This window comes from Fodinicola feengrottensis (genome assembly GCF_039530045.1).
GTDB lineage: Bacteria > Actinomycetota > Actinomycetes > Mycobacteriales > HKI-0501 > Fodinicola > Fodinicola feengrottensis.
Genome location: NZ_BAAANY010000023.1, coordinates 186566 through 212465 on the forward strand (window position 1 = coordinate 186566; position 25900 = coordinate 212465).

Genomic DNA, 25900 nt, shown 5'->3' on the forward strand with positions numbered 1-25900 from the left:
CCCAATTTTCGGAGGGAAAAGTGCGTCGACTCACTCGCGGCAAAGGTGCCGTCCTGGTGGCCGCGTTCGCCGCGGTCGCCATGCTCGGGGCCTGCAGCTCAGCCGCGTCCAACGGGGGCTCCGGTGGCACCTCGACCGAAGCCCCCGGCGCTGAGGTGCTGAACGGCAAGGGCCTGGTCAACGTCACCTTCTGGCACGCCATGTCCGGCGCCAACGGCGACGCGTTGCAGAAGGTGACCAACGCGTTCAACGCCTCGCACACCGGCAAGATCAAGGTCAACCTGCAGTTCAAGAACACGTACGACGACACTCTGACGGCGTACAAGAGCGCGCTGAGCAACGGCCAGACGCCGGACATCCTGCAGGTCTATGACATCGGCACCCGCTTCATGATCGACTCCCAGTCGATCCTGCCAATGCAGTCCTTTGTGGACAAGGACAAGTTCGACACGTCGGACATCCAGCCGAACATCGCGGGCTATTACACCATCGACAAGAAGCTCTACTCGATGCCGTTCAACACGTCGATGCCGTTGATGTATATCAACAAAACCGCCTTCACCAAGGCCGGCCTTGACCCGAACAACCCACCGAAAACCCTCGACGACATCATGGCCGCGGCGAAGAAGCTGACGGTCAAGGACGCTTCGGGCAACGTCGTACAGTATGGCTTCGGCGCCTCCCTTTACGGCTGGTTCTTCGAGCAGTGGACCGCGGCCGCGAACGAGGAGATGTGTGACGCCTCCAACGGCCGCAGCGGCCGGGCCACCAGCGTCAAACTCGACACCCCCACGCACGTCAAGCTGATGCAGTGGTGGACGCAGATGGTCAACCAGGGCCTCGCGCTGAAGCTGGACAGCAACACCGAGAACGGCGACAACGCCTTCACCGCCGGCAAGGTCGCGATGACCCTGGAATCCACCGGCTCGCTCGGCGGTTTCCTCAAGGCCACCAAGGGAAAGTTCGACATCGGCACCGGCTTCTACCCGAAGGTCAACGCGTCCGACACTGGCGGCCCGATCATCGGCGGCGCCTCCCTGTGGGTGGTCGGCAAGGGAAAGAAGCCCGAGCAGGAACGCGCTTCGTGGGAATTCATCAAATACCTGGCGAGCGCTGACACCCAGGCCACCTGGCACACCTCCACCGGCTATTTCCCGATCAGCAAGTCGGCCCTGACCACCAGTGTCGACCAGGCCTGGGTCGGCCAGCGGCCGCAGTTCAAGACCGCGATCACCCAGCTGCAGAACACCAAACTCACCACCGCCACTCAGGGCTGCGCGCTCGGCACCCTGCCGCAGACACGTAAAGCCGTCGAAAACGCGATGCAGGCAATCGTTTTGCAAGGCAAGGACCCGAAGGCCACCTTCGACGCCACCGAAGCGAGCCTGAAGACCACCATCAGCCAATACAACCAGTCCGTCGGCGGCTGATCCCACCCTTTCCGCCCGGCGTCGGATTCTTCCGACGCCGGGCTTTCTTTTACGCTGAGGTGCGGGTCAAGGGCTTCAAAGACGGAGGTCGAGGTCAGAAGGTCAAGGGCGAAGGTCAAGGTCTGCCCTGCGGGCGGCGCCTCTAGGAAGAACGGAGTTTGGGTGCAGGTGGGTGGTTGGGTTGCTTGTTCTCCCCGTCGGCGCCCAAGGGCAGCACATTTCCCGGCCCGGCGGCGGAGCTTGGGTGCCGTGCCCGGCTTTTGTTTGCCACCGCCGGGTCAGGAAATGTGCAGGGCTACGCCCGCCGACGGGGAGAACAAGCAGCCCACACTCGCAAAAAAGCACATCCCCCTCACCCCACTCCATCGACCCTCACGCGACCCCATCCTCCCCCGTCGACTTCGCTACTCTGCGCCACCACCCGCTGCGAGTTCGGCTACTCTCCGCGACATCCTTTGTTGATCTTGGTTAGTTTGCCTACCCAAACCAGACATTTCAGGCCGATGTCCGTTTTGGGTAGGCCAACTAACCAAGATCAACAACTCTCGTCCCGAAGAATGGGACGGGCACACCGCAGGAGCCCCACCAGTCCCAGCTGTCACAGGTCGGGGGTCGAGTGCGGTACAAAAGCCCGCACTCGGCGAGCGATACCCGGGAAACGGCTCGGGAAACGCGACAAACAGGGCACAGAACTAAGCAACGTCATCACCAGCAGCGCGAGGTGTCCGTTCTCCCCGTACCCAAACGCCACGCCACACCAAAACCCGGAAGAACCGGGATCCACCCTCCCCCGAGGCAACCGCCGCTCTTGACCTTGACCTTCGCCCTTGACCTTCGCCCGTGACCTTGACTTTCTGACCTCGATAGCGGGCTTGCCCCTAAAAATGCCGCCCCCGAATCGAGGCTTTCAGACAGGGCCGACAGGAAGGGCTAGCTCAGGGCGGGGAGGAGTCGCTCGGCTACCGCTACCACGTCACCGATCACGACGACGGCGGGTGGTTTCAGGCCGGCGGAGGTGACTTCGGTGGCGATGGTGGCGAGGGTGCCGGTGACGACTTTCTGGCTGCCCATGGTGCCTTCCTGTACGGCGGCGGCTGGGGTCGAGGCTGGTCGGCCGGCGGCCAGGAGGGCGGAAGTGATGGCGGGTAGGCGTTCGATCGCCATCATCAGGACCAGGGTGCCGCGCAGCCGCCCGAGGGCGTCCCAGTCGACCAGGGACTGCGGGCTGTCCGGCGGGACGTGGCCGCTGACCACGGTGAACTCGTGGGCGACACCGCGGTGGGTGATCGGGATGCCGGCGGCGCCGGGGGCCGCGATGGGGCTGGTGACGCCGGGGACGATTTGTACGGGCACGCCGGCGGCCACGCAGGCTTCGATCTCCTCGCCGCCACGGCCGAAGACGAACGGATCGCCGCCCTTCAACCGTACGACGAATTTTCCCGCCAGCGCCCGGGAAACCAGCGCCTCGTTGATTTTCTCCTGGGCGACGTAGCGGCCGTACGGGATTTTCGCCGCGTCGATGACCTCGACGTCACTGCGCAACTCGTCCAGCAACAGATGCGGTGCCAGCCGGTCGACCACGACGACCTCGGCCCGGGCGAGCAGCCGGCGGCCGCGGACGGTGATCAGCTCCGGGTCGCCCGGGCCGGCGCCGACCAACGCGACGCCGGGAATGCCGCTGGCGGTGGGGCGGACCGGCGGCGCATCCAGCGAGCCGTCGGCGAGCCGTTCGACGATCAAGCTGCGGATGGCGGCGGCGCGGGCCGGGTCGCGGCCGGCGTGGACGGCCACGGTCACCTGCTCGTGCCGGCCGACAGCCGGCGTCCATGCGGAGGCCTCGGACGCTTCGTCGGCGCGTACGCAGAAAATCCGCAGCCGCTCGGCGTCGGCCGCGACGGCGGCGTTCACCACCGGATCATCGGTGGCGGCCAACACAAACCAGGCACCGTCCACATCGGACGGCTGGTACGTGCGAGCCGCATAAGCCACCGATCCGGCGCTGACCAAGGACTCAATGCCGGCCGTCACCAGCGGTGCCACCAGGGTGACCCGCGCGGCCGCGTCGAGCAGCGCCGGCAGCCGGCGCTGCGCGACCGCGCCGCCGCCGACCAAAAGCACCTTGCGGCCAGCCAGCCGCAGACCCAGCTGGTACGGCGATGATGTCGCTACGATCTTTCCCCCCACAGCAGGAACGTCGGCCTGGCGGTGGCCAGCCGGTCACCGGACCCGAGCCCGGTCAGACCAGAAGCCTGCTGCAGAACACCATCGACGGCAAGCCCGGCGGACGTCATCGCGGACCGGCAGGCTGTGACCTCGTCCACAGAGGACACCGCGACCACCACGCAGCGGCGGACCCGCGCCGCGCAGGCGGCGACCACCGCGGCCCCTCCGCCGCCGACGTAGACCGCGTCCGGGTCGGCCAGGTCCGCCAACACTTCCGGGGCCCTCCCGGACACCACGTCGACCTCAACACCGTGCGCACGGGCGTTGGTGGCGATGCGTACGCACGCACCGCGATCGGCCTCGACCGCGACGACCGCCGCGCCGAAGCGGCCGCACTCGACCGCCACCGACCCCTCCCCCGAGCCGATGTCCCACACCAGGTCACCGGGGCCCGGACCGAGCCGGCTGAGCGCGATCGCCCGTACTTCCGCCGATGTGACCGCAGCGTCCTGGTGCGCGAAAGCCGCGTCCGCGAGCGCCCATCGGTACGGGACGCGGGGAGCGCCGGCGCACACGTGGACACCGCGGGCCTTGGCGACCGCAACACCCACCGGCCGCCACACCACGGTCACCGTGGAGGGCGTGAACCACTGGGCGCTGGCCGCGGTCGGCGTCAGCTCGGTGACCTGCTCCTGCGCGGTGCCGGTCGCGGAGGCGACCGCCAGCATCCGGTCCCGGTGCCGCAGGCCGCGGCCGAGCTTGCCGGGCAGTTCGCCATCGGTGCTGATCACGGCCACTTTCGGGAAGGCGAGGCAGGCGTTCAGGGCGCGCCGCGTCTCCTCCTCACCTGACCCGTTGGCGTTGATCACGACGGCGTCATCCCAGCTCATCCCAAGCTTGCCAAACAGCTGCGACAGCGACGAGATGGTGGGCCACACCTTCAGCGCGGACCGGCCGAACCGGTCGGCGAGCACTCGTACGATGCCGAAGAAGGTCGGGTCGCCGCCGGCCAGTACGACGACCTGCGCCTGCCCCTTGCCGGTGGAGAAGACCTGGGTCGGCTCGAACTCGGTGTGCGGCAGCTTCTCGGCCGCCGCGACCATCGCCATCTCGTCCGCGCGCAGCCGGTCGATGGCGGCCATCGCCGACTCCAACGGCCCGAGCTCGACCACCGGCACGTCCCGGGGCACGTCGGCGGCGGCGATATGCCGCAGCGCGCCGACCACCAGGTCCGCGTCCTCCAACAACGACTTCAGTTCCGCCGGCGAGCTGAACGACTCCTCAGCTCGCGAACCGTTCGCGCTGGTCCCAGCCATGCCGACCACAGAGACGATCACCAGCACAGGCTAAGCGTCACCACGCGTTTACCACGAGTTATGCGTGGAAGTGATGTTTGTCGGCCCCAAAACGGCCGCCCAAAGGCGCCAATCGACAATAAAACGGCCACAATTATGCGTGGCCTCCACCACCGTCGACATCGTCGGGCACCGACTCCCGCGTACGGTTGGAGCGACGAAGGGTGGAACGGGATCGTGGTACGGACCTGGGTGACTGACCTGCTCGGCGAGCCGTACGAGCGAACGACGCTGGAGTTCGGCCCGGACGAGCAGGGCCCGGTCGTCGCGACGGTGATCCGCCGCCGCGCCGCGGTCGCGACTCGGCGCGCGATGCTCTATGTGCACGGCTATGCCGACTACTTCTTCCAGACCCACCTGGCCGACTTCTGGGTGGAGCAAGGCTACGACTTCTATGCCGTTGACCTGCGCAAGAACGGTCGCAGCTGGCTATCGCACCAGACCCTCGCGTACGTGCGACATCTCGGCGAGTACGCCGCCGACCTGGACGCCACGTATGCGCTGATCACCGCCGACGGCCACGACTCCGTCATCCTGAACGCCCACTCCACCGGCGGCCTGATCGCCGCGATGTGGGCGCACGCGCGACGGGACCGCCGAGACGGCCGCGGCATCCTCGACGCGATGTTGCTGAACTCGCCGTTCTTCCAGCTCCCGGTGCCGCCGGCGCTGCGTGGCCGGGGCGGCGACTGGATCGAGGCGCTCGGCCGGACCCGCCCGATGGCGGTGATCCCGTCGCTGCACCGCACGCCGTATTCGGAGTCCGTGCACGCCGACTACTACGGCGAATGGCAGTTCGACCTCAGGTGGAAGCCGATCGTCGGCGTACCGCTGCGAGCCGGCTGGTTGCGGGCCGTACGAGTGGCGCAGCGCCAGTTGCACGGCGGTCTGGAAGTGCCCTGCCCAGTGCTGGTGGCCGCATCGACGGCGTACGTGATCACCCGCGGCTGGGACGAGTCGCTGCTGACCGCGGACGCGGTGCTGGATGTGGAGCAGACCGCGCGCTGGGCGCCCAAGGTCGGACCGCTGGTCACCGTGCAGCGGATCGCCGGTGGCCTGCACGACCTCGCGCTGTCGCCCAAACCAGCCCGCGAGCGGTACTTCCAGGCCTTGTCCCGTTGGCTGCGGGCGTACGGACCGAAGGAGAACGCGTGAGCTCACTGGCGATCGTCGGGGCCGGCGCCATTGGCAGCGCGATCGGCTGGGCGGCCACCGAGGTCGGCGGCAAGCCGACACTGTGCGTACGCACCGGCTTCGACCGGCTGCGGATCACCAAGAACGACCAGACGACCGAGGTCCCGGCGTGTACGGTCACGGACCCGGCCGCCGTCGACCCGCACGACTGGGTGGTCGTCGCTACCAAAGCGCAGGACACCGCCGGCATTCGCGGCTGGCTGGACCGGCTGGTTGGCCCGGAGACGGTCGTCGTGGTGGTCCAGAACGGGATCGGGCAGCGCGATCGCGTACGTCCGCTCGTGAGCGACCGCACCGAGATCCTGCCGTCGCTCATTTACCAGCCGGCCGAACGCATCGCGCCCGGTGAGGTCGAGCTGCGCGGCGATGGCCAGATCACCGTGCCGGCCGGCCCGGTCGGGGCGCGGTTCGCGCAGGTGCTGGCCGGTTCGCCGGTGCCGGTCAGGCAGGACGAGGACTTCCCCACCGCGGCCTGGCGCAAACTGCTGAACAACGTGACCGCGAACCCGATCACCGCGCTCACGCTGCGCCGCCTCGACGTGATGACCGAGCCGGACATCGTCGAGCTCAGTCGCGCGCTGCTGGTCGAGGCGGTCGCCGTGGGCACCGCGGACGGCGCCCACTTCGAGCCGGACGAGGTGGACCTCAGCATGCGGGCGTACCTGCGGCACACAGCCGATCCAGGCGGCAGCTCGATGCTTTACGACCGCCTCGCCGGCCGCCCGACCGAACACGAGTTCATCACCGGCGCGGTCGTCGCTTTGGGCGCCCGCTATGGCATTCCCACGCCGACCAACCAGGTGCTGCTCGCTCTTTTGCGCGGACTAAACGGATCCACTCAGGTGTAGTTCAGCCACAAGTACCAGACACCGTCCTGGGTGCATTTGAAGGCCTTGATGTTGCGGTCCGCCTGCTTGTCAGCGCGGCCGCCCTGTTCGCAGGCGTCACTGCTGGAAAATGTCTGGTGGCTGAAAACCCAGTCCGCTGGCTGCGCCGCCGCCGCGGGCGCCGCCAGCAAACCCATCGCGAGCGCACCAGTCGCCGCGCCGACCATTATTTTTGTCAACATAGATGCATTACCTCTTCTGAATAGCGGGATCAACCCCACCATCCACGTTACGCAGAGAACACCCATCCATAACACTGACCAACGTCATGACTATCCATTGTGGATTGTCATTCGTCCGGGCCACTCTTCGCGTCGCTGGAAGGCCGGCCGCTCATCGACCACGGCACAATGTCCCGCACTCGACGTCGACTGCGGGACATTGTGCCGCACTCAACGACCATGGCCGCTGGGTGCCAACTTTCAAGATCAACACCCGAGTGAGGTGAACCCAGGCCCAACGCACGCATCGCGTCGACGCGGACAAACGAGCGGGACTGAGGGCAGTGGCGGGTGGGGGCCGGCGTACGGTGATCGCGTGCTGGCGTTTCTTCGCAAACCGAAATGGATCATCCTCGGGTTCCTGGTCATCGTGATGGCGGTGACGTTCGTGGCACTCGGGTTCTGGCAGCTGGGCCGGCTGCAGGGGGTGCGGGACGAGAACCAGCACATCCTCGCCACCCGGTCGGCCACCGCGACGCCGGTCGAGCAACTGATGCGTACGGACAAGGCGCCGACCACCCAGATCGAATACCGCTCGGTGGTGGCCACCGGCCGCTGGGACACCGGCCACCAGATCCTGGTCCGCTACCGACAGATCGCCGACGACAACGGCCTCTACATCGTGACCCCGCTGGTCACCTCGAACGGAACCCGACTGCTGGTCGCCCGCGGCTGGATCCCGTTCGGCGAGAACCCGTCGAAGGAGCAGCCGGTGCCGGCGCCGATCGCCGGCAAGGACGGCATGGTCACCGTGACCGGCCGGATCCGGCTGCCGGAGCCCGGCGACACGCACCAGTCCAGCGTGGGCGGGATGATCTCGGTGACCCGGATCGACGCGGCCGCGCTGGGCAAGGCGATCGGCGCCCCCACGTACGACGGATATGTCGAGCTGGTGAGCCAGAATCCGGCCGTCACCGGCAAATATCCGGAGGCGATCCCGCAGGGCGCGCTGGACGAGGGCAACCACGAGTCGTACGCGTATCAGTGGTTCACGTTCAGCATCATGGCGGTGGCCGGCTTCGTGTTGCTCGCGATGCTGGAGGTGCGCAAGCGTCGGCGTGAGACAACCACGCAGCCGGTGTTGGCTGGTCGTGACAAAGTGGAGGTATGAAGGTCACTCCCGCCCAAGCCGCCGTCGGCGCCCGCTGGCTAGCTGTCGGCCGGACCGTGCTGGGCCTCTCCGCTCTGGTCGCTCCGGGACTGCTCGGGCGTACGTGGGTGGGCGCCGACGCGGAACACACCGGCACCAAGGTCCTGGCCCGCGCGATGGGCGGCCGTGACGTGGTCCTCGGCCTCGGCACGCTGACCGCGATGGGCGAGCAGGAAAACGACGACACTCTCGTCTCGGCGTCCCGCTGGATCGCTTTCGGTGGAGTGGCCGACCTCGCCGACCTCGCCGCCACGCTGCTGTCTTGGCGACGGCTGCCCCGGGTGAACCGCTGGCTGGTAGCCGGCCTCGCCGGCGGCTCGGCGATCGCTTCCCTTGTGATGGCCGGAAAACTGCTGGAAGCAGACCTCGAAGAAGCCGACGCCGAGGAATATCCGGCCGCCTGATGCGGCGGGGCATTCACCTGGCGACCGAAACAGTCGGTGCGGAAACGGCCGGGGCGGTGCGTGAGCGGCCCGGCAGCGCGGCGGCGCAGGCGGCGCCGATGACCGCGAACAGGGTGACGGCGGTGAGTACGGCCGCGAAACCGCCGGAGAAATCGTGCGGTGAGGCATAGCTCCCGACCGCGGCGAAAACCGCGACGGCGATCGCTATACCGAACATGCCACCGAGCTGGCGTAGCATGCTGAAACCTCCGGACGCCGGGCCGATCTCCTCCAGACGAACGGCACCGACGACGGCCTTCTGCGCGGCCGGCATCGCGATCGAGATTCCACAGCCGGCGAGAATCATCGGCGGCAGCATCCACCCATAACCCAGATCTGGCGAGATAATCAGCGCCAACCAGCCGCTGCCGATCGCCTGCAGCAGCAACCCGGCCAGCAGCGGGCCGCGTTCACCGAACCGGTCGGCGAGCCGACCGGCCACCGGCCCGCACACCATCAGCGTGCCGGTCCAAGGCATGATCCGCAGCCCGGCCAGCAACGGTCCATCGCCTTGCGCGGTCTGGAAATACTGCGCCAGGAAGAACAGCGTCGCGTACATGCCCGCTATCATGGCGAAATTCGCCGCGTTGGCGCTGCTGAACCCGCGGACGGCGAAGAACCGCATCGGCAGCATCGGCGTAAGGCTACGAATTTCCCAGCCGACAAAGGCAACCACCAACACCACCCCAACGGTCAGCGACGCGACCACCTCCAGGCTGCCCCAGCCGGCAGCGTTTCCCCGTACCAGTCCCCAAACCAGCCCCAGCGACCCGCCAATCGCCAGCACCACCCCACCGGCGTCGAGGCCGCGGTTCGGCCCACGGCTTTCGTTGATCCGCAAGAAAGTGAACGCGACCGCGAGCAGCCCGACCGGTACGTTGATCCAGAAGATCCACTGCCAGGCCAAACCCTGCGCTACCGCGCCGCCGATGAACGGCCCACCAAAGGTCGCCAGGCCGGTGATGCCACTCCAGATGCCCAGCGCTTTTCCCCTTTGTTCAGCTGAAAACGCGGCGCTGAGCTGGGTGATCGCCAACGGCAGGACGAGCGCGGCACCGACGCCCTGGACCGCCCGGGCGGCGATCATCAGGCCGATCGTCGGAGCCAACGCGCAGGCCGCCGAGGCGACCGTGAAAGTCGCGAGCCCGGCCACGAACATCCGCCGCCGGCCAAACCGGTCACCGAGCGCGGCACCGGTGAGCAGCAGCACCGCGAAGGTCAGCACGTACGCGTTGACCACCCATTCAAGGGTCTCCACGGACGCGCCGAGATCTCGTCGGATCGTGCTGAGGGCGGTCGTCACCACGGTGGTGTCCAGCGCGATCATGAAAGACGCCGCTGAGGTCAGCGCGAGCACCCAGCGCTGTTTCGTTGTCATGTCTATCCTCCGGATCGGATGTGGCACAGTCACCGATATCGATCCGAGCGGTCCGCGGAACTGGCCGGGCGCGAGCCGATTACTTCGCCGCCCGGTCCGGGTCTGTACGAGTGGAGACCGGTGCACGAGCGACGGAGGACGGCGATGCGGCCAGCAGCAGTGACCTCGGCGGACGAGGACTTCGACCACCTCACCGCGCCGTTCCGGGCGGAGCTGCTCGCGTACTGCTACCGGATGCTTGGCTCTTTGCACGACGCGGAGGACCAACTGCAGGAGACGTTGTTGCGGGCCTGGCGGTCGTACGACGGATTCCAGGGTCGGGCCTCGCTGCGTACGTGGCTCTACCGGATCGCCACCAACACCTGCCTGCGGGCGTTGGAAACTCGCGGCCGGCGACCGCTGCCGTCCGGCCTTGGCGGCCCCTCCGCGGACAGCGAAGCCGCCCTGATCACGGCGTCACCGCAGACAGCCTGGCTGCAGCCGTATCCGGACGACCCGGCGGCCGTCCACACGGCCCGGGCGGGCATGCGGCTGGCGTTGATCGCCGCGCTGCAGCACCTGACGCCCCGCCAACGCGCGGTGCTGATCCTGCGAGACGTGCTCGGATGGCGCGCGGCCGAGGTCGCGGAGTTGCTCGGCACCTCCACCGCGGCGGTGGCGAGCGCGCTGCAGCGGGCACGCGCCCAGCTGCGCCGGGCAGCGCTGATCGAGGAGGACGTCAGCGAGCCGAGCGACCAACAGCTGCGGGTGCTGCTCACCCGCTATGCGTCCGCCTTCGAAAACGCCGACATGACCGCCCTTATGGACGTGCTGACCGAGGAAGCCGCGCTGGAGATGCCGCCGCACCTGACCTGGTTCACCGGTCGCGAGCTGGTCGTCCGCTTCCTCGCTGCGAAGGCGCTGCACACTCGCGGCGCCGTACGAATGGTGCCGACGTCAGCGAACGGACAGCCGGCCTTCGGCACTTATCGGCGTGGCCCGGACGGCGGCCACCACCCGCAGTCCCTGCAGGTCCTGACAGTGACCGCGACCGGCGTCACCCACGTCGTGGCCTTCCACGACCCGAGCCTGTTCCCGGCCTTCGGCCTGCCGGCAAGCCTCTGACGATCTCAGTTCGGTGAGTCGGGGCCGCCGCTGTCGTCGCGGTCGGTACGGTCGGAGCCGTTCGTGCCGCCCGAGGGCGGTGTGCTGCCGGAGGACGGCGTCCGGACCCAGTCGCGAACGCGGGACGCGGCGCCGACGACTATGCCACCCACGTCGTTCACCACCTTGTTCAGCGGGTCGCGCGAGGTGGTGAACGCTTCCTTGTACGACTGGGCGGCCGCCTTGACCTCCTCGCTGATCGGGGTGCTCGCGTCGTCGGACCGGCGCGGGTAGTCCCCGGCCAGGATCCGCTCGTACGCCTCGCTGCCGGCCCATTTCTGCAGCTCGGCGGCCCGCATCGCGGCCAGCGGGTGGGTCTGCCCGGACAGGTGCAGCAGTTTCAGGATGCTGTCCCGAATGTCCCCGCCGGACTCGTATTCCTCGGCCTGGCCCAGAAATCCCGACACGTCCATCTCGTCCGGGTCGGTCGAGCCAGCCAGCACCGCGTGCACCCGCAGCGCGGCTTTGGCGTCCTGCACGCACAGCAGGCCGGCCCGGTCGCAGGAAAGCTCCGACTTTCGGAACCATTCCTGCAAACCCATGATGATCGCCCGCAAGCCCCAATAACCCAGCGGCAACCACGCGAAATTCTGGGCCAGCTGGATCAACCACAGCAACATCGTCCGGTAAAGCGCGTGACCGGACAGCACATGACCCATTTCGTGGCCGATGACGAACCGCAGCCCGTCCTCGTCGCAGAGCTCCAGCAGCCCGGTGGTGATGGTGATGATCGGCGTGTCCAGGCCGATCGCCATCGCCTGCGGGACCGGGTCGCGGACCACGAACATCTCCGGCACCGGGGTGATGTCCAGCGTCGTCGCGGTCTCGTTTCGGAGCTGGTCAAGCACCGGATATTGGCGCGGCGACACCCGGATGTGCGAGGCCAGGGCCAGCAGCCGCACGCTCCGCTCCCCGACCGCACCGGAAATCGCCCGGAGCACCTTGTCGAACCCCGGCACCGACCGCAGCGCGACCAGCGCGCCCCGGTCGGCCGGATGTTCGTACGCCCGCGGGCTGATCCCCGGGAACCGGGCCCGGTCCGACAAACTCTTCGCCCGCGCGGCATCTCCAGCGCTCATGGTGTCCTCCTCGTGATGTGCCGAGTCTATGCCGCCGGTCACCGATGGCTCGCCAGTTTCGGTCTCCGGCACTGGCATCCGGGTCGTAGGGTTGCCGCAAACGGTGAAAAGGAGTGCGTGGTGGAGTTGACCAAAGGCGCTAACACGGCGCTGCCCGGCGCTGCGGTGGTCATCACGGCGACTGCCTCGGCGGCTCTGGACATCGCGGCGCTGCTGGTCACCGCGACCGGCAAGGTGCGATCGGACGCCGATTTCGTGTTCTTCAACCAACCTTCGGCTCCCGGCGTCACGCTGCAGCCGCCGTCGACCCTGCGGCTGGACCTCGGGGCGGTGCCCGCGCAGATCGAGAAGGTGGTGATCACCGCGACCGTCGACGGGACCGGCACTTTCGCGTCCGTACAAGGCCTCGCGGCCACCGTCACCGACGCCGGCGGAGCCCCGGTGGCCCATTTCGTACCGACCGGGCTGGCCAGTGAGACCGCGCTGGTGCTGGTTGAGGTCTACCGCCGGCAGGGCGCGTGGAAGGTCCGCGCGGTCGGCCAGGGCTACGCCACCGGCCTCGCCGGGATCGCCACCGATTTCGGTATCAGCGTCGAGGAATCGCCCGCGCCACCGCCGGCGTACCATCCACCCGCGGCAGCGCCGAGCCAGCCGCCAGCAGCGCCTTATGGGCAACCACCGGCGCCGTACGGTCAGCCACCAGGTGCAGCGCCGTACGCACCTCCGCCAGGCCCGCCCGCGCACCAGCAGCCGCCCGCCGCCGCGCCGCAACAGTCCGCGTACCAGAAGCGGCCCGAGCCAGCCGCCGGTGGCCGGATCAACCTCGACAAGGGCCGCGTTTCGCTGCAGAAAGGCCAAAGCGTCTCGCTGGTCAAGACGGGCGCGCCGCCGCTGGTACGGGTCCGGATGGGTCTGGGCTGGGCCGCCGGATCGGGCCGGTCCATCGACCTCGACGCGTCGGTGATCCTGTTCAACGCGCTCGGCAAGGACGTGGACAAGGTCTGGTTCATGTCGAAGAAGGGCGCCGGCGGCGCGGTCCAGCACTCCGGCGACGACCTGGTCGGCGGGCACGGCGGGGATGACGAGCAGATCACCGTCGACCTGACCCGGATCCCGGCCGTGGTCACCTCGTTGGTGTTCACCGTCAACAGCTTCTCCGGCCAGAAGTTCAGCACGCTGCGGGCGGCCTGGTGCCGGCTGCTGGACGACGTGACTGGCGACGAGCTCGTACGTTTCGACCTGTCCGGCACCAAGGACAGCACCGGCGTGGTGATGTGTACGCTGCGCCGGGCTGGCGGCGGGTGGGAGATGACCGCGATCGGCGAATTCCACGACGGCAAGACCGTGCGGGCCATGGTCAAGCCGGCGAAGGCGTACGTCTGAGCCTCTCCCAGCGGTCTCTCAGTTGGCACCGGTTAGGCTCTTCGACGTGCGGCAAGTGATGTTCTCGCGGCGATGGCTCTGGAAGCATGTCGCTGCCCTGGTGTTGTTGGCGATCTGCGTCGGCGGCGCCTGGTGGCAGTGGTACCGAGCCGGCTCGCCGACCGGCACCCTGCAGAATGCCGGTTATGCCCTTGAGTGGCCGCTTTTCGCGATCTTCGTGGTCTGGGCGTGGTTCCGGATGATGCAGCTGGAGGCCCGACAGCTCGCCAAGCCCGCCGAGCCGGTCGCGACCGCTGAACCCGAGCCGGCTCCGGTCGTACGACCGCCGGTGCTGGTCAAGGCCGGCAGCGCGGCCCCTGCGGACGACGATGACCAGGAATTGGCTCGCTACAACGACTACTTGGCTCGGTTGGCGGCGGAGGATGACTGACACCCAAACCCGAATGACCCACCAGCAGTTGCGTGGGCCGCTGTTGCGTTACCGGATTTTCTCGTATCTGACCGCACTTGGCCTGCTGGTCCTGCTTTTTGTCGCGATGCCACTGGAATATTTCGCGCACAATCCGACCGTGGTCGGGCTGGTCGGGCCGGCGCACGGCCTCGTCTACATCATTTATCTGCTGTGCGTTTTCGACCTGAGCAACAAACTCGGCTGGCCGATGAAGCGGACGATCCTGGTCATGCTCGCCGGCGTCATCCCACTCGCCTCGGTCTTCGTCGAGCGGGCCACCGAGCGCCGGATCCTCGCCGAAACGGCCGACTAGCGGTCAGCCGCCGATATCGGGGCCGGTGAGTGGCACCCCGGGCAGCGGGAATTCCGGCTCCGCGGCGGCGCGTAGGCCGGCGAGCAGCAGCTCCGCCAGCCGTGCGTCCACTGACGCCTCGAGGTGCGCGAGGCCCGCCGACTGGCGGACATGGACGTTGATCACCATGCCGATGTCGCCAACATCCACGTCCGTACGCAGCATGCCGTCGGCTTGGGCGTCCCGCACCATTCGACCAAGCGCCGCCGTCAGGACCAGCCGGCGGCGGATGGTTTCCGGCTGCAGCCGGATGGCCTCATGTCGCTGCGCGTCGATGACGGATGACAAGCCACCGAGCCGCATCGAAACGCAGAAACGTACGAACCGGCAGAGCGCGGACCACGCGTCCGGCTCCTCGTCCAACGCCGTCTCGGCCGCCGCCACCAACTGGTCCATGCCATTGCTGATAACCGCGTCAACCAGCGCGGCACGGTCCGGAAAGCGGCGGTAGAGTGTCCCGATCCCGACGCCGGCGGCCCGAGCGATGTCCTCCAGCGGATGGTCGGGGCCGTACTCGACCAACAGCCGGCGAGCCGCGGCCAGGATCTGCTCACGGTTGCGCAGAGCGTCCGCCCGCAGTGTCTCGGCCATCGCACTAGCAAAGCACCGGACAACCACCGTACGCTAAGCGGAGGAAAATTCCTCCACTTAGGAGTTCTCGTGCGTATCGGACTGCTGATCGACGAACGAGGTCTGACCTTCGACCAGATCGCCGCGCAAGCCAAGTCGGCGGCCGCCGGTGGCCTGGCCGGATTCTGGATGGGCCAGCACTACGGCTGGGATCCGCTGACCACGCTGGCCGCGGTCGGCCGTGAAGCGCCGGGCATCGAGCTCGGCACCGCGATCGTGCCGAGCTTCCCCATCCACCCCGTCGCGCTGGCCAGCCAGGCGCTCACTACGCAGGCTGCGGTCGGCAACCGGCTCAGCCTCGGGGTGGGGGTCAGCCACCGGCCGGTCGTCGAGGGCCGGTTCGGCATCTCGTACCAGCGACCGGCCCGCCACCTGCGCGAATACCTGACCGCGTTGGCACCGCTGCTGCGCGGCGAGACGGTGTCCTACGCCGGCGAGACCCTGACCGCGACCGGCACCGTCGCGGTCCCCGGGGCGCAACCGCCGGGGCTGCTGATCTCCGCGCTCGGCCCCACCATGCTACGGATCGCCGGCGAGCTGACCGACGGCACGATCACCAACTGGGCCGGTATCCGGACCCTCGCGGACCACGTCGTACCGACGATTACCAAGGCCGCGATCGGGCGGCCGGCGCCGCGGATCGTCGCCGGGGTCATCGTGTCGGTGACCAGCGACGAAGCGGCCGTACGGACCTGGGTCGCGGAGACCTTCGGGTTGGCGGCCACTCTCGACAACTACCGCGCGATGCTGGACCGGGAAGGCGTCGACGGCGTAGCGGACGTCGTCATCGCGGGCGACGAGGCCTCGGTCGAGCGGCAACTGCGGCGCCAACTCGACGCCGGTGCCACCGAGTTCATCGCCTTTCCGGTCGGCTCCGACGCCGACCGCGCCCGTACGCTCGACCTGTTCTCCGCATTAGTGCGGCAAAACTAACCACTCCTTGACTCCAGCCACCGACCGTCCCGGTTTGGCCCCGCATGCCCCATGCGTGCGGGTCAACCTGGATCCACTGAAATACCCGCTACGGCGCTAGAGTGACCTGACCTCCAAGACGCGCCCCCGCGATCAGCTCAACCGCGCTCACGTCGAAAAACTCGGCGAGTATCGCGATATCACCTAGGTCAAACTCACCGCGGCCGTTCAGCTTGCGGTTGATCGTGGCCTGCGGCACGTCGAGCTCGGCAGCCAGTTGGTTGCCGGACGTGATCCCGTTCTTGCGCATGAGGTACCAGACCGCCAGCGCAACCGTGTTCGACAGGTCGCTGACCTGCGAACGCTCCACTTTCCGATTTGTCTTGCGGCCGTTCCGCCGCCCCGGTGCTGTCATGTCCACCATTGTGTAGGTCGAAGGACCTATTGACAACCCGCACGCCCGGATTCGGACCAATATCGGACACCCAATTTCCGTGACGGCTGACACAAGATCCCTCTAGCTCTATCCGGATCGTTTTTGATCCGCTAGGATCAGATCAACGCCGCAGACTCTAGGAGACAACATGCCACTACTCAAGCTGACAGACGCCGATGGGGATGCTTGGTACCAGTCGAGCGACGGGGCGGACTCGTACAGAACGCGCGGGGAACAGCCCGAGGTGTTCACCGATGGGCGGAGCATGCTCTCTGTGGCTCGTTATTACGGCCCGCTGACGGTCGAAGCGCGCGAACCGAAGCCCCCGACGCCGGCCAACGTCACGATCACTCTGGCGGGCGAGGTCGCCGAAAACCTACGGAAGCTACTCGGCAACGGCGTGGACAGTAGCGTGTGGGACGGCCTGCGTATGCGCGAGGTTTACGACGCGCTTGCGGAACAAAACGTCAGCACTGAATACGTCGAGTACTCCACGCTGGCCGGTCTCTGACATGCACTTCCCTGACCTCGAAGTCCATGCAGCCTGGTACGCCGCGGAGCAGGGCGAATCACTCGCCTCAACGCTCCGATTCGTGCGGTCGTACATGCAGCACCGCGAGCGGGTCAAGCACATCGGGCTTGGCGCATCACCCATGAGCATCGAGAACTATTACCGGTACGTGCGCGAGATGCGCCGAGACTTCGCGAGAGGCTGAGATGAAGCGAGCCGTGAAAGAGCAGTGGCTGCGGGATCTGCGCAGCGGAGATTTCAAGCAAGGCAGAAGCGCGCTGCGTCGAGCAGATGCGTACTGCTGTCTAGGCGTGCTGGGCGATCAGCTTGTGCGACAAGGTCTGGCGGCGTGGGAAACGTGCACCATGGTAAACAGCGGCGAACCCTTTGTGGTTTTATCGACGACCGACGGCTTCAACGACGCGATACTGGGTGACGACGCGAAGGAGACTCTCGGCTGGCCGACATCGGTTTATCAGGATCAGTTAACCGCCTTGAACGACGGCACACCCACGGACGCTAGTAGCTCATTTCCAGAAATCGCCGACTGGATCGACGTCTACATCCCGGTAGACGAGGACTAGTCCGGTGGCCACTCGCCTGCCCCTGAGCGACACCGAAGCCGACGTCCTCGCCACGATTCTGTACCACGTTGGCGGCTCGCCGGATGGGCTGGCGTTGGTCGCCGCGGGCATCCTCGCCAATCTGCTGGAAGAGCACGGCGCCCGAGCATCCTTCGGCCACCTGGTGACCGGCTCCATCAAGATCTCTCAGGAACTGGAGATGGCGTCATGAAGCTTCAAGGTCACGAACTGGCCGCGCCACCGGTAGCCGGCACAGGATTCATCAGCGGCGACCAGGCACGCAAGCTGATTCGCGCACTTGAAATTGTCCGCGATAGCTCCGCTACGAAGGCGCGGAACTGGGCCAAGGCGGACGAATCCAAGGCTCAGGAATACCGGACGCAGGCGCAGGCATACGCAACCGCGCTAGGCGGAATCACGCTCGCGCAACGGGACGAGCTGAAATGAGCACCATCGACGGCGAATGCTGGACCGTCTACATGAACGGCACGACCCACGTATTCGGTTCGTGGCACCTGGCGCAGAAAACGATCAAGGCGCTAGCGAAACGAAATCCGAATCAGCGAATCATGGTAAAGGCAGGACAGCCGTGAGTACCGAATTCAAGGCGCTTCTCTTAGTGTGGGCGTGTGTGCTGGGGGCCGCCATCCCCGCCGCCGGCGTCTGTGTGCTCACAGACAACTCATCCATGACCCTCGTCACCTACCTAGTTGCCCTAATAGCGGCCTTCGTGCTGGCTGGTTGGCTCGTTGGTCGCGATTCAAAGAAAGCGGACAGGTAAATGAACATCCCAGACTACATCCCGATGATCCGCAAAGGCGTCGGCGCCACCCCGAAAGATGGCGGGTGCCTGGTCCAGGTCGCCGGCTGGCTGTACGACGGCAAGTCGTGGGCTGACGACGTGACGTGCGTGCACCCAGTGCTGCGGTCGGCCGGCATTCGCGTCAACGATGCCGTGAGCGACGGTGAGAGGCATCGGTTGGCGTTGATGGCGCCACGGATCTCTGGTTCCGCTGACGCTGTGGCGGACTGGTCCGAGCAGGACAGTAAGGTCCTGAACGTTCGGCTCGCGGTGTGGTGCGCGCGGCAAGCACTTCCGTTCGTTCGCGAAAGCGACCGGCGTGTATGCGAAACCGCGATTACGGCGGCTGAACATTGGTGCGAATCGCCCACTGCCGCCGCCGCCGCCTACGCCGCCAACGCCGCCAACGCCGCCGCCAACGCCGCCTACGCCGCCAACGCCGCCGCCGCCAACGCCGCCGCCGCCTACGCCGCCAACGCCGCCGCCTACGCTGCCGCCGCCGCCGCCTACGCCGCCAACGCCGCCGCCTACGCCGCCAACGCCGCCGCCTACGCCGCCAACGCCAAGGTTGATCTGTACATCGGTTTGGTGGACGAGTATGACCGGCTCACCGGTCGGGTGACGAAGCAGATGACGCGTGAGGACTGGAACCGTGTCCGTACGGTCATGGCGCTGCCGGAGGCATTGCCGATCGGCGGCTCAGGTGCCTGAGCGCTGTGCCCGCGCGCTTTCTGGGCGACCGTGGCGTGAGCCGTCGTCTCTGTGGTGTTGTGGTTGACGGCGTGATATCCGAAACCGAGGTCGCCGAAATCATCCACGCGTGGGCCGCGAGCGACACGGGCAGCTACGTATACCGAGACGGCTCGCGCTATCGGTTGGATTTCGGTCTCGACCAGTGGATCGTGACCGACGTGGAAACAGGCAACCGGGCGCGGTTCTACGTAGACGTTCGCGTCCAGCGAGCGCAGTAGCCGAGAAGGCAGGCAGTTCGAAGTGGTTAAAATTCTTGTAGGTATCGCGATCCTCGCCGCGACCCTAGTCGTGGGCGGCGTACTGGGCACGGCGGCTGGGGGCGACACAGGGACCGTAGTCGCCGCGATTATCGGCCTTTTGGGCGGCGGCGTTGCTGGCGGCTTCTTCGGCGCCGGGATCGTCGAGCTGATCTTCAAGTGACCACTCTCGCCGACACGGCCAAGAAAGAAATCGCGATGCAGTTGGTCAGTTCCGCGGAGAACAGCTCTCTGGACTGGCGCGCACAGTACGGCTACATCGAGGATATCGGGGACGGCCGCGGCTACACGGGCGGCATCATCGGCTTCACCTCCGGAACGGGCGACATGCTTCGGGTCGTCGAGCGGTACGCGGTGCTGGCGCCCAAGGCCGGCTTGCTACGTTTCCTGCTGGCACTGCGTAAGGTAAACGGCACCGCGAGCCACACGGGGCTGGGCGCTGCGTTCGTCTCGTCTTGGAAGACGTCGGCACCCAATGCAACGTTTCGTTCGGCTCAAGACTCGATCCGGGATTACGAGTACTTCACGCCGGCTGTTAACCAGGCGCTGGCGGATGGCCTGAGCATTCTTGGTCAGTTCATTTACTACGACGCGCTGGTAATGCACGGACCAGGGTACGACCGTGACAGCTTCGGCGGCATTCGCGCGGCGACGATTCCGTACGCCCCGTTGCCTAGTCACGGCGGCAAAGAATACGTCTTCCTGAACGCGTTCCTGAACGTTCGCAAGGCCGCCATGCTCCGCGAGGAAGCGCACAGCGACACATCGCGCATCGAAACAATGCAGCGGCTATTCCTGGCGGCCGGTAACTACGACCTGCACACTCCGCTGACGTGGAAAACGTACGGCGACTCGTACACGATTAGGTAGGAGAGCTGAAGTGGCGAAAGTCCGAACGCGTACCGACGAGGTCACCCAAATTGTCGTCACGCTGACCCCGAATGAAGCACAGGCCGTACAGGCTGCGCTTGAGGGATTCCGCGAGGACGCGGGCGAAGAGATCAAGCTCGGCCGGAAGGTTTCGCGCATCGCGGAGAAGCTCGAAGAGTTACTAGCAGATGCGGGCTTGCCAGTCCGCAGCTACAAGATCAAGTTGTCGGACCTCGGCTACTGGGTGCGCTAATGGGCGCTGACTGGCAGCGCTCCCCAACGCAGTGTCCGGTCGCTGCATTCTTCGGTCTATCGGTGCCGTACCTGTTTTGGTGGGCCTGGTTCAGGAAATGACCACACACCCGCCAAAACCACGTCCGCCGCCGAGTCGCCCTAAACCCTCTAAGCCGCCGAAAACACCGCGGCCTAAACCCGGGAAGTGATGCGTTTTGATCAGCTACTACATTCAGGCTGCTCTTTTGCGGCTGTTCGCTTGGATCCTGCCGGCCGATGCGTGGGAGTGGCCGGATGATTCCGGATCGGATGACGAGTGACAGCGTTTCCCACGTACCCCAGTGTACTAAGCCCACGCTTTGCGCACAAGACACCGGGGCTATCTATCGAGCAGGAATATTTGGCGCGGTTCGGACGAAAACTCACCGTGGGTCCTGGCGATTGCTGGATCTGGGCGGGAGCACCTAACACTACAGGGTACGGGCGTTTCCGGGTGGGGCCGCATGTGTGGCGGGCGCACAGGTGGGCGTACACCGCGCTGCGGGCCGATATACCTGACGGTCTCCACTTAGACCACCTCTGTCGAAATCGCGCGTGTGTCAACCCATGGCATCTAGAGCCTGTAACGCTCGCCGAAAATGTGCGACGAGGCGAAGCCGGCGCGCATCTGCGAAACAAAACACACTGCCCAAGCGGTCATCTGTATTCCGGCGAAAATCTGTATATACGCAAGGTGGACGGTGGCCGCGAGTGCCGAACCTGCCAGCGTAATCGGCGGCGACAGGCGACAGGTTCGAGGAGAACATGACCGATGCGGTGGTGCCTCCTCGAATATTGTTCGAGGGCGACGGGCATAAATACGCTGAGGACTCGGTCACGGGAAAGCGCATCCCTGGCGTAACAAGTATCGGCGGCCTGATCTCTAAAGATTTCTTACAGAGATGGAGCGCAAACAAGGCGTCAGAATACGCCGTTGATCACATCGACGAGATCGTGCGCCTGTTGGTTGACGGCAAGTTCGTAGAGGCAGAGAACCGCATCGGCGGAGCTGCCTACCGCGAGACCAGCGCGGCTGCGCAGCTCGGCACCAAGGTCCACAAGATGTACGAGCGTCTGGCGGACGGCGAAGAAGTCGGCTGGGTTCCGGAGCAGATGGCGCCGTTTCTCGGCAACTGGGAACAGTTCATTGCCGAGTACCACCCGACATTCGTCGACCAGGAGTTCAGCGTCTGGAATCCAGAGCTTGGATATTTCGGTACCGCGGACTGGTGCGCTGTCATCGACGGTCAACTAGTTCTCGGCGACACGAAAGCTGGTAACGGCGTCTATGACACCGTGGCGCTGCAATTAAGCGCCTACCGGTACGCGCCGTACATCTTACGCACGGTCGACGGCGAAACTGTTGTCGAGGACAACCGCGAGTACGAGGCCACGGTCGTTCTGCACACCCGTCCAGAGGGTTGGGCGCTGCATCCGATCAATACAGGACCGGAGGTGTTCTCGGTATTTAAGGCGCTAGCCACTGAGGTCATGCCTTGGCACGGCTGGAAAGGCGTACGTGGGCTTGGCAAGGACGCAATCAACGCCCCCGTAAATCAGTCACCGTTCAAGCGCCCCGTAAAGGCGCCGCGTCATCCATCTAGCTAGGAGAGCGTAACACATGGGTCTCGATTACAAAAAGCCCACCAAGAGCAGCGAAGGCTCGTACTTCAACGCCAAAGAGCACGACGGCTCCCTTGTGGTGTTTACCAACATCCAGGAACCGCACACCGACACGTCCGGCAACTTCGGCCCGAAGCAGGCTGTCGTGGCGGACTTCGCCGACCTCACCAAGGACGGCGAGATTCAGAAAGGCGTCGTAGTGAAGGGCGCCATTCTCAACGGCCTCCTTGACGAGGACGGCGGCAAGTTCTCGGACACCGTTGCCGGCCGCATCAAGGTGATCAAGTTCGCGAAGTTCGGCACCACCGGCGGCGTTCTGAACGACACCGACGACGGGGACGACGCCAAGATTTCGGCGTGGGCGAAGGTTCAGGGTTTGTAATGGCCACCGTCGAAGAATCATCCGCCGTCGTCCCTATCTACATCTTGCGGATGGACTCCGACGAACGTGTCGCAGTTGTACGCGCCCTCGATCAGTACGTCGAAGGCGGCTTCGACGAAGGCGGGTTGATCGCTGACATTTTGGAAGCGATCTAAGCACACCAGAGCGCCGGTCCGGTACTGACAAAGGTCTGCCGGGCCGGCTGCTACATCGCACGTTTGGAGAGACATGCAACATGTCTATGCCGTCGAGAGCGGCTCGTATTCCGATTACGAGGTAACACACATCTTCGCGACGCGCGAGCTTGCTCAAGACGCGTGCGACAAGATCAACTTAGATACGTACAACGACGCTGAAGTAGTAGAGCGTCCGTTGCTAGACCAGCCGTTGACTGTCGGCGAAATTCACACGGTAAGTGACAGCAACTACGACAGCACACCCGTTCACAACTCGCGTCGAGTCCTTCGAGACCAGACCGAATCCGAAGAGGTGGTTTCGGAGACCTGCAAGTACCAGACGCGGAACGGGGTACGTACGCTCATTCATGCTCGCGGCTCCAGCGCAGTACTGGCACATGCGGAGTATGACCGACTCGCACGCGCACGCGCCGAAGCTGCAGGGATCGTGTGAAACCCCCGCGCAAAGTCAAGGTCGGCCCGATCAGTTTCACTGTCGCCTCCACGCGAGTCGGTTGGAAGGCCGCTGTAGATCGAGAGGGTTCGGTCATCGACAGCGAAGACTACGGAGTTGCCTTCCCGTGGCTGGGAGAGATCGCCGTTAACCCTGCTCATCCGCCGACCGTGCAGCGTCTCACGACCGTTCACGAGCTGCTACACGCGCTACTCGCTTTGGTGTGCGGATCACCTGATTTCCGTTCCTATTTCAAGGGTTCGACAGGTCAGATAGCGGCAGAAGAGCGGCTCGTCCGGCTGTTGGAGGCGCCGTTGTTGAGTCTCATCCGCGACAACCCGCGTCTCATGGAGTACTTAACGTCGAAGGACTAGTCAAATGGCTGGACATGAAGTGCCTTGGGCCGTGCACATGGCCTCTTTGAAAGAGTTCGCCGAGCAGACCTCTGACGAGCGCGAGATGCGGTACGCCGGCAATAACACGTTGGCTGCGGAGATCGACCAGATATCGCGTAACTTCACCGAGGGCTGCGGCATTGGCTACAACCTGCGACACGACCCGATAACCGCCTACATCGCATTGACCGTGAGCGAGCTGTTCGAGCGCGTTGTCGCCTACATGCGAGTTGCCCTTGAGAAAAGCGGCACCGCCCAAGGTCTTTCGGCGGAAGAGATCGAAGAGTCAAACGAGTTCGCGATGCACTACGTCGCAGCCACGCGCATCGCCGCCGGCACTTTTCTACACGCCGCTTGCCATCATGTCGGCATTGATGTGCCGCGGCCGTTCGGGGAGCCCGCTGACCTTGACGCGCTAGCGGATCTGGAGTTCGAGCCCGATGTGCCTGCCGGGGAGTGAGCCAGCGCCAGGCGCCGTCGTGATCAATGAATGGCTGACATGGTTCGAGCGTCGTGGTTCGGCCTGGCTGGACCTGTCCACATACGGCACTGACATCGTCGACTACTACAGCTGGCAAGAACTCTGCGAAGAATTCGGCCACCTAGAGGTGATCTATCCATGAGCGTTGACCTGACTAAGTTCGTCGTCACCATGCGCGTTCTCGCAGAAGTAGGAGATGAGCGCGACGCCCAAGACCAGCGGTGGGGAGCTCAGAATCTGCCAGACGGAACCGGTGGCGGCTTCTGGGTGAACGCCGCCAATGACGCCAAGCTCGAATGCGAGGCGGCTCGTGGCCGCAGTGAGATGACTTTCCGACACGTGCTGGACGAGGAAGTGTGCGAGGCATTCGCAGAATCCGACCCTATCCGCCTTCGCGAGGAGTTGATCCAGGTGGCCGCGGTTGCGGTCAAATGGATCGAGGCTATTGATCGGCGGGCCGATGCCTAAATACCTAATCCGGCTCGACGGCGCCGTCGAGGTCGACGCGGCGAACGAAGACGAGGCGTACGCGCTGGCCGGCCAAATTATCGACGACGACCCAAGCTTTGTCGAGCTTTGCGACGTGGAAAAGATCGACGAATGACCGCCCACCAGAACCGCCAGTTTGAGAACTGGCTGTTCGATCAAAAGGACTACCCGGAAGGTATTTACGACCTAGCGACGGACCTCGAAGAATTTCCAAACCCCTCCGATATCCGCCGGTGGCTTGAAGAAGCCTTCGACGCGGGTTACGACAGCGGGTATGACGCATCGTGGCCGCTGCAGTGACCGTCCGCGTATACCGCTTAGCCGGCGACAAGCTACGCGAAATAGGTCCCGCCGAAATCGGTCGCCTTGGCCGCGGTGCGGTGCTCGTTGTTGACGGCGAGCCTGATTACGACACAACCAACTGGGGTGCGTTTGCCCCCGCTATAGGCCTGGCAGTGCTCCACGGCGCCGAGGTCAGACGGAGAGTGCGCAAATGAATAACAACACGGGGTGGTGGCGCTGATGAACGACTGCCCGCACTACTTCGAGCACGACTCCGAAGACCGTCTTGAAGACGGCCTCACCCTCACCATCGAATTCTGTTACCTCTGCGGAGCTCGCCGAGAAACAGAGCGCGATTGGGCCGGCGAGGTTCGGTTTCAGGACATCGCGCTAGAGCCAGACGAGGCGGATTGCTTGTGAGCGCTGAAGAGTACGTCGAAATGTCTGACTCAGAGTTGATGGAGCATTACGAAGACTCCGTCGATTTTTGCCTGGTCCAGTCGGACGAATGCCGCTGCGACATGGAAGCCCGCGCCGAGATTCTCAGTCGTATGTCTCAAGTCCCGGCACTGCAAGCGCGGATAGACGATCTCGAAATGTCACAAGAAGCCGCTAATGACTGGTGATCGCACATGAACAGTTATCACGCCGCGTGGCTCGCTGCCCTAATTGAGGGCGAAGGCTGGGTGGGTCGCCGCGCTATCCAAATCGAGATGGCCGATCAGGATGTAGTAGAGCGCGCTGCCGAGATCATGAAATCCAAGTCGGTGCGCACCCGTGTCCGCGGCGGCAACAAGCGCACGTGGCGCGCTGACGTGTACGGCGAGACGGCTATCCAGGTCATGCGTGACGTTCTGCCCTACATGGGTATCCGTCGTGCCGCCAAGATGCGCGATTCGCTCGACGAGACGCGGGACTGACCTGTCAAAATGTCGAAAAAACGTCATCCCCCTATTAACTC

The 25900-nt window shown here is 65.3% G+C and carries 42 protein-coding genes; 35 read left to right on the top strand and 7 right to left on the bottom strand.

Annotated features, from left to right (window positions below; translation table 11 throughout):
- Positions 1–20 precede the first annotated feature (20 nt).
- Positions 21–1430 (top strand): ABC transporter substrate-binding protein, encoded by a 1410-nt coding sequence (locus tag ABD301_RS29025; RefSeq protein WP_344313518.1) that lies wholly within the window; start codon positions 21–23, stop codon positions 1428–1430.
- Between the two features lie 930 nt (positions 1431–2360).
- Here ABD301_RS29025 and cobA read toward each other — a convergent pair.
- Positions 2361–3614 carry a uroporphyrinogen-III C-methyltransferase gene (gene cobA, locus ABD301_RS29030; RefSeq protein WP_344313519.1) on the bottom strand — a complete coding sequence of 418 codons (1254 nt, stop codon included), beginning with the start codon at positions 3612–3614 and terminating at the stop codon, positions 2361–2363.
- A complete protein-coding gene (locus ABD301_RS29035) occupies positions 3596–4930 on the bottom strand; it encodes a bifunctional cobalt-precorrin-7 (C(5))-methyltransferase/cobalt-precorrin-6B (C(15))-methyltransferase (protein ID WP_344313520.1) in 1335 nt (444 codons plus the stop codon). Before ABD301_RS29035 ends, cobA begins: the two co-directional genes overlap by 19 nt.
- Positions 4931–5125: 195 nt before the next feature.
- Between ABD301_RS29035 and ABD301_RS29040 the strand changes: the two genes are divergently transcribed.
- Positions 5126–6103 carry an alpha/beta hydrolase gene (locus tag ABD301_RS29040; protein WP_344313521.1) on the top strand — a complete coding sequence of 326 codons (978 nt, stop codon included), beginning with the start codon at positions 5126–5128 and terminating at the stop codon, positions 6101–6103.
- Positions 6100–6990 carry a 2-dehydropantoate 2-reductase gene (locus tag ABD301_RS29045; protein WP_163571134.1) on the top strand — a complete coding sequence of 297 codons (891 nt, stop codon included), beginning with the start codon at positions 6100–6102 and terminating at the stop codon, positions 6988–6990. Before ABD301_RS29040 ends, ABD301_RS29045 begins: the two co-directional genes overlap by 4 nt.
- On the opposite strand, the gene ABD301_RS29050 is transcribed toward ABD301_RS29045, so the two are convergent.
- Positions 6981–7211: a hypothetical protein gene (locus tag ABD301_RS29050; protein ID WP_344313523.1), complete on the bottom strand. Its 231-nt coding sequence runs from the start codon at positions 7209–7211 to the stop codon at positions 6981–6983. The two genes, ABD301_RS29045 and ABD301_RS29050, sit on opposite strands and share 10 nt — an antisense overlap.
- A gap of 355 nt (positions 7212–7566) precedes the next feature.
- Here ABD301_RS29050 and ABD301_RS29055 point away from each other — a divergent pair, with 355 nt between their 5' ends.
- Both ABD301_RS29055 and ABD301_RS29060 read left to right on the top strand, forming a co-directional pair.
- Positions 7567–8361, top strand: a complete 795-nt coding sequence (locus ABD301_RS29055) for an SURF1 family cytochrome oxidase biogenesis protein (protein WP_344313524.1) — start codon at positions 7567–7569, stop codon at positions 8359–8361.
- Complete coding sequence (locus tag ABD301_RS29060) at positions 8358–8804, top strand: hypothetical protein (protein ID WP_163571128.1); 447 nt, start codon at positions 8358–8360, stop codon at positions 8802–8804. Before ABD301_RS29055 ends, ABD301_RS29060 begins: the two co-directional genes overlap by 4 nt.
- A 13-nt stretch (positions 8805–8817) precedes the next feature.
- On the opposite strand, the gene ABD301_RS29065 is transcribed toward ABD301_RS29060, so the two are convergent.
- Positions 8818–10221: an MFS transporter gene (locus ABD301_RS29065; RefSeq protein ID WP_344313526.1), complete on the bottom strand. Its 1404-nt coding sequence runs from the start codon at positions 10219–10221 to the stop codon at positions 8818–8820.
- A gap of 144 nt (positions 10222–10365) precedes the next feature.
- Here ABD301_RS29065 and ABD301_RS29070 point away from each other — a divergent pair, with 144 nt between their 5' ends.
- Positions 10366–11325 carry a sigma-70 family RNA polymerase sigma factor gene (locus ABD301_RS29070; protein ID WP_344313527.1) on the top strand — a complete coding sequence of 320 codons (960 nt, stop codon included), beginning with the start codon at positions 10366–10368 and terminating at the stop codon, positions 11323–11325.
- Between the two features lie 5 nt (positions 11326–11330).
- On the opposite strand, the gene ABD301_RS29075 is transcribed toward ABD301_RS29070, so the two are convergent.
- Positions 11331–12443 carry a M48 family metallopeptidase gene (locus ABD301_RS29075; RefSeq protein WP_344313528.1) on the bottom strand — a complete coding sequence of 371 codons (1113 nt, stop codon included), beginning with the start codon at positions 12441–12443 and terminating at the stop codon, positions 11331–11333.
- Between the two features lie 120 nt (positions 12444–12563).
- Here ABD301_RS29075 and ABD301_RS29080 point away from each other — a divergent pair, with 120 nt between their 5' ends.
- From ABD301_RS29080 to ABD301_RS29090, 3 genes are read left to right on the top strand one after another with little or no spacing between them, the layout of a single operon-like run.
- Complete coding sequence (locus tag ABD301_RS29080; protein ID WP_344313530.1) at positions 12564–13826, top strand: TerD family protein; 1263 nt, start codon at positions 12564–12566, stop codon at positions 13824–13826.
- Between the two features lie 46 nt (positions 13827–13872).
- Positions 13873–14256: a hypothetical protein gene (locus ABD301_RS29085; protein WP_344313532.1), complete on the top strand. Its 384-nt coding sequence runs from the start codon at positions 13873–13875 to the stop codon at positions 14254–14256.
- Positions 14249–14590, top strand: a complete 342-nt coding sequence (locus ABD301_RS29090; protein ID WP_344313535.1) for a DUF3817 domain-containing protein — start codon at positions 14249–14251, stop codon at positions 14588–14590. The genes ABD301_RS29085 and ABD301_RS29090 overlap by 8 nt, the downstream gene beginning before the upstream one ends.
- A gap of 3 nt (positions 14591–14593) precedes the next feature.
- On the opposite strand, the gene ABD301_RS29095 is transcribed toward ABD301_RS29090, so the two are convergent.
- Positions 14594–15220 carry a TetR/AcrR family transcriptional regulator gene (locus tag ABD301_RS29095; RefSeq protein WP_344313537.1) on the bottom strand — a complete coding sequence of 209 codons (627 nt, stop codon included), beginning with the start codon at positions 15218–15220 and terminating at the stop codon, positions 14594–14596.
- A gap of 69 nt (positions 15221–15289) precedes the next feature.
- Here ABD301_RS29095 and ABD301_RS29100 point away from each other — a divergent pair, with 69 nt between their 5' ends.
- The gene (locus ABD301_RS29100; protein ID WP_344313538.1) at positions 15290–16192 is read left to right on the top strand and encodes a TIGR03564 family F420-dependent LLM class oxidoreductase; all 903 of its coding nucleotides are present in this window, start codon (positions 15290–15292) and stop codon (positions 16190–16192) included.
- A gap of 88 nt (positions 16193–16280) precedes the next feature.
- Here ABD301_RS29100 and ABD301_RS29105 read toward each other — a convergent pair whose 3' ends face one another.
- Positions 16281–16586 carry a helix-turn-helix domain-containing protein gene (locus ABD301_RS29105; RefSeq protein ID WP_344313539.1) on the bottom strand — a complete coding sequence of 102 codons (306 nt, stop codon included), beginning with the start codon at positions 16584–16586 and terminating at the stop codon, positions 16281–16283.
- Positions 16587–16755: 169 nt separating this feature from the next.
- Here ABD301_RS29105 and ABD301_RS29110 point away from each other — a divergent pair, with 169 nt between their 5' ends.
- The 25 genes from ABD301_RS29110 (at position 16756) to ABD301_RS29230 (ending at position 25859) form a co-directional block, all read left to right on the top strand.
- Positions 16756–17118: a hypothetical protein gene (locus ABD301_RS29110; protein WP_279581758.1), complete on the top strand. Its 363-nt coding sequence runs from the start codon at positions 16756–16758 to the stop codon at positions 17116–17118.
- 1 nt (position 17119) lies between these two features.
- Positions 17120–17323, top strand: a complete 204-nt coding sequence (locus ABD301_RS29115) for a hypothetical protein (RefSeq protein ID WP_163571119.1) — start codon at positions 17120–17122, stop codon at positions 17321–17323.
- A 1-nt stretch (position 17324) separates the two neighbouring features.
- A complete protein-coding gene (locus ABD301_RS29120; protein ID WP_279581757.1) occupies positions 17325–17702 on the top strand; it encodes a hypothetical protein in 378 nt (125 codons plus the stop codon).
- Between the two features lie 4 nt (positions 17703–17706).
- On the top strand, positions 17707–17913 hold the full coding sequence (locus ABD301_RS29125; RefSeq protein WP_163571115.1) for a hypothetical protein: 207 nt from the start codon (positions 17707–17709) through the stop codon (positions 17911–17913).
- Positions 17910–18149: a hypothetical protein gene (locus ABD301_RS29130; protein ID WP_163571113.1), complete on the top strand. Its 240-nt coding sequence runs from the start codon at positions 17910–17912 to the stop codon at positions 18147–18149. The genes ABD301_RS29125 and ABD301_RS29130 overlap by 4 nt, the downstream gene beginning before the upstream one ends.
- Positions 18146–18295, top strand: coding sequence for a hypothetical protein (locus ABD301_RS29135; protein WP_163571111.1), 150 nt, complete (start codon positions 18146–18148; stop codon positions 18293–18295). Before ABD301_RS29130 ends, ABD301_RS29135 begins: the two co-directional genes overlap by 4 nt.
- 212 nt (positions 18296–18507) lie before the next feature.
- The gene (locus ABD301_RS29140) at positions 18508–19215 is read left to right on the top strand and encodes a hypothetical protein (protein ID WP_344313540.1); all 708 of its coding nucleotides are present in this window, start codon (positions 18508–18510) and stop codon (positions 19213–19215) included.
- Positions 19216–19286: 71 nt separating this feature from the next.
- Positions 19287–19475 (top strand): hypothetical protein, encoded by a 189-nt coding sequence (locus tag ABD301_RS29145; RefSeq protein WP_344313542.1) that lies wholly within the window; start codon positions 19287–19289, stop codon positions 19473–19475.
- A gap of 22 nt (positions 19476–19497) precedes the next feature.
- Positions 19498–19677 carry a hypothetical protein gene (locus tag ABD301_RS29150; protein ID WP_344313543.1) on the top strand — a complete coding sequence of 60 codons (180 nt, stop codon included), beginning with the start codon at positions 19498–19500 and terminating at the stop codon, positions 19675–19677.
- Positions 19674–20384, top strand: a complete 711-nt coding sequence (locus ABD301_RS29155; RefSeq protein ID WP_344313544.1) for a chitosanase — start codon at positions 19674–19676, stop codon at positions 20382–20384. The genes ABD301_RS29150 and ABD301_RS29155 overlap by 4 nt, the downstream gene beginning before the upstream one ends.
- A gap of 10 nt (positions 20385–20394) precedes the next feature.
- Positions 20395–20637, top strand: coding sequence for a hypothetical protein (locus tag ABD301_RS29160; RefSeq protein WP_163571105.1), 243 nt, complete (start codon positions 20395–20397; stop codon positions 20635–20637).
- Positions 20638–21123: 486 nt separating this feature from the next.
- Complete coding sequence (locus ABD301_RS29165; RefSeq protein ID WP_344313588.1) at positions 21124–21426, top strand: HNH endonuclease signature motif containing protein; 303 nt, start codon at positions 21124–21126, stop codon at positions 21424–21426.
- Positions 21423–22265, top strand: coding sequence for a hypothetical protein (locus ABD301_RS29170; RefSeq protein WP_163571103.1), 843 nt, complete (start codon positions 21423–21425; stop codon positions 22263–22265). The genes ABD301_RS29165 and ABD301_RS29170 overlap by 4 nt, the downstream gene beginning before the upstream one ends.
- Positions 22266–22278: 13 nt before the next feature.
- Positions 22279–22662, top strand: coding sequence for a hypothetical protein (locus tag ABD301_RS29175; RefSeq protein WP_344313545.1), 384 nt, complete (start codon positions 22279–22281; stop codon positions 22660–22662).
- The gene (locus tag ABD301_RS29180; protein WP_163571099.1) at positions 22662–22817 is read left to right on the top strand and encodes a hypothetical protein; all 156 of its coding nucleotides are present in this window, start codon (positions 22662–22664) and stop codon (positions 22815–22817) included. Before ABD301_RS29175 ends, ABD301_RS29180 begins: the two co-directional genes overlap by 1 nt.
- Before the next feature lie 73 nt (positions 22818–22890).
- A complete protein-coding gene (locus ABD301_RS29185; RefSeq protein WP_344313546.1) occupies positions 22891–23292 on the top strand; it encodes a hypothetical protein in 402 nt (133 codons plus the stop codon).
- Positions 23289–23666, top strand: a complete 378-nt coding sequence (locus ABD301_RS29190) for a hypothetical protein (protein WP_163571095.1) — start codon at positions 23289–23291, stop codon at positions 23664–23666. The genes ABD301_RS29185 and ABD301_RS29190 overlap by 4 nt, the downstream gene beginning before the upstream one ends.
- A gap of 4 nt (positions 23667–23670) precedes the next feature.
- Entirely contained in the window at positions 23671–24147 is a 477-nt protein-coding gene (locus tag ABD301_RS29195) for a hypothetical protein (protein ID WP_163571093.1), read from the top strand.
- Between the two features lie 19 nt (positions 24148–24166).
- The gene (locus ABD301_RS29200; RefSeq protein WP_163571091.1) at positions 24167–24310 is read left to right on the top strand and encodes a hypothetical protein; all 144 of its coding nucleotides are present in this window, start codon (positions 24167–24169) and stop codon (positions 24308–24310) included.
- Positions 24307–24636 (top strand): hypothetical protein, encoded by a 330-nt coding sequence (locus tag ABD301_RS29205; protein WP_344313547.1) that lies wholly within the window; start codon positions 24307–24309, stop codon positions 24634–24636. The genes ABD301_RS29200 and ABD301_RS29205 overlap by 4 nt, the downstream gene beginning before the upstream one ends.
- Positions 24629–24772, top strand: coding sequence for a hypothetical protein (locus ABD301_RS29210; protein WP_163571090.1), 144 nt, complete (start codon positions 24629–24631; stop codon positions 24770–24772). Before ABD301_RS29205 ends, ABD301_RS29210 begins: the two co-directional genes overlap by 8 nt.
- Positions 24769–24957, top strand: a complete 189-nt coding sequence (locus ABD301_RS29215; protein ID WP_344313549.1) for a hypothetical protein — start codon at positions 24769–24771, stop codon at positions 24955–24957. Before ABD301_RS29210 ends, ABD301_RS29215 begins: the two co-directional genes overlap by 4 nt.
- A 210-nt stretch (positions 24958–25167) precedes the next feature.
- Complete coding sequence (locus ABD301_RS29220) at positions 25168–25359, top strand: hypothetical protein (RefSeq protein WP_163571088.1); 192 nt, start codon at positions 25168–25170, stop codon at positions 25357–25359.
- Positions 25356–25565 carry a hypothetical protein gene (locus ABD301_RS29225; RefSeq protein ID WP_163571086.1) on the top strand — a complete coding sequence of 70 codons (210 nt, stop codon included), beginning with the start codon at positions 25356–25358 and terminating at the stop codon, positions 25563–25565. Before ABD301_RS29220 ends, ABD301_RS29225 begins: the two co-directional genes overlap by 4 nt.
- A 6-nt stretch (positions 25566–25571) precedes the next feature.
- A complete protein-coding gene (locus ABD301_RS29230) occupies positions 25572–25859 on the top strand; it encodes a hypothetical protein (protein ID WP_163571083.1) in 288 nt (95 codons plus the stop codon).
- Positions 25860–25900: the final 41 nt, after the last annotated feature.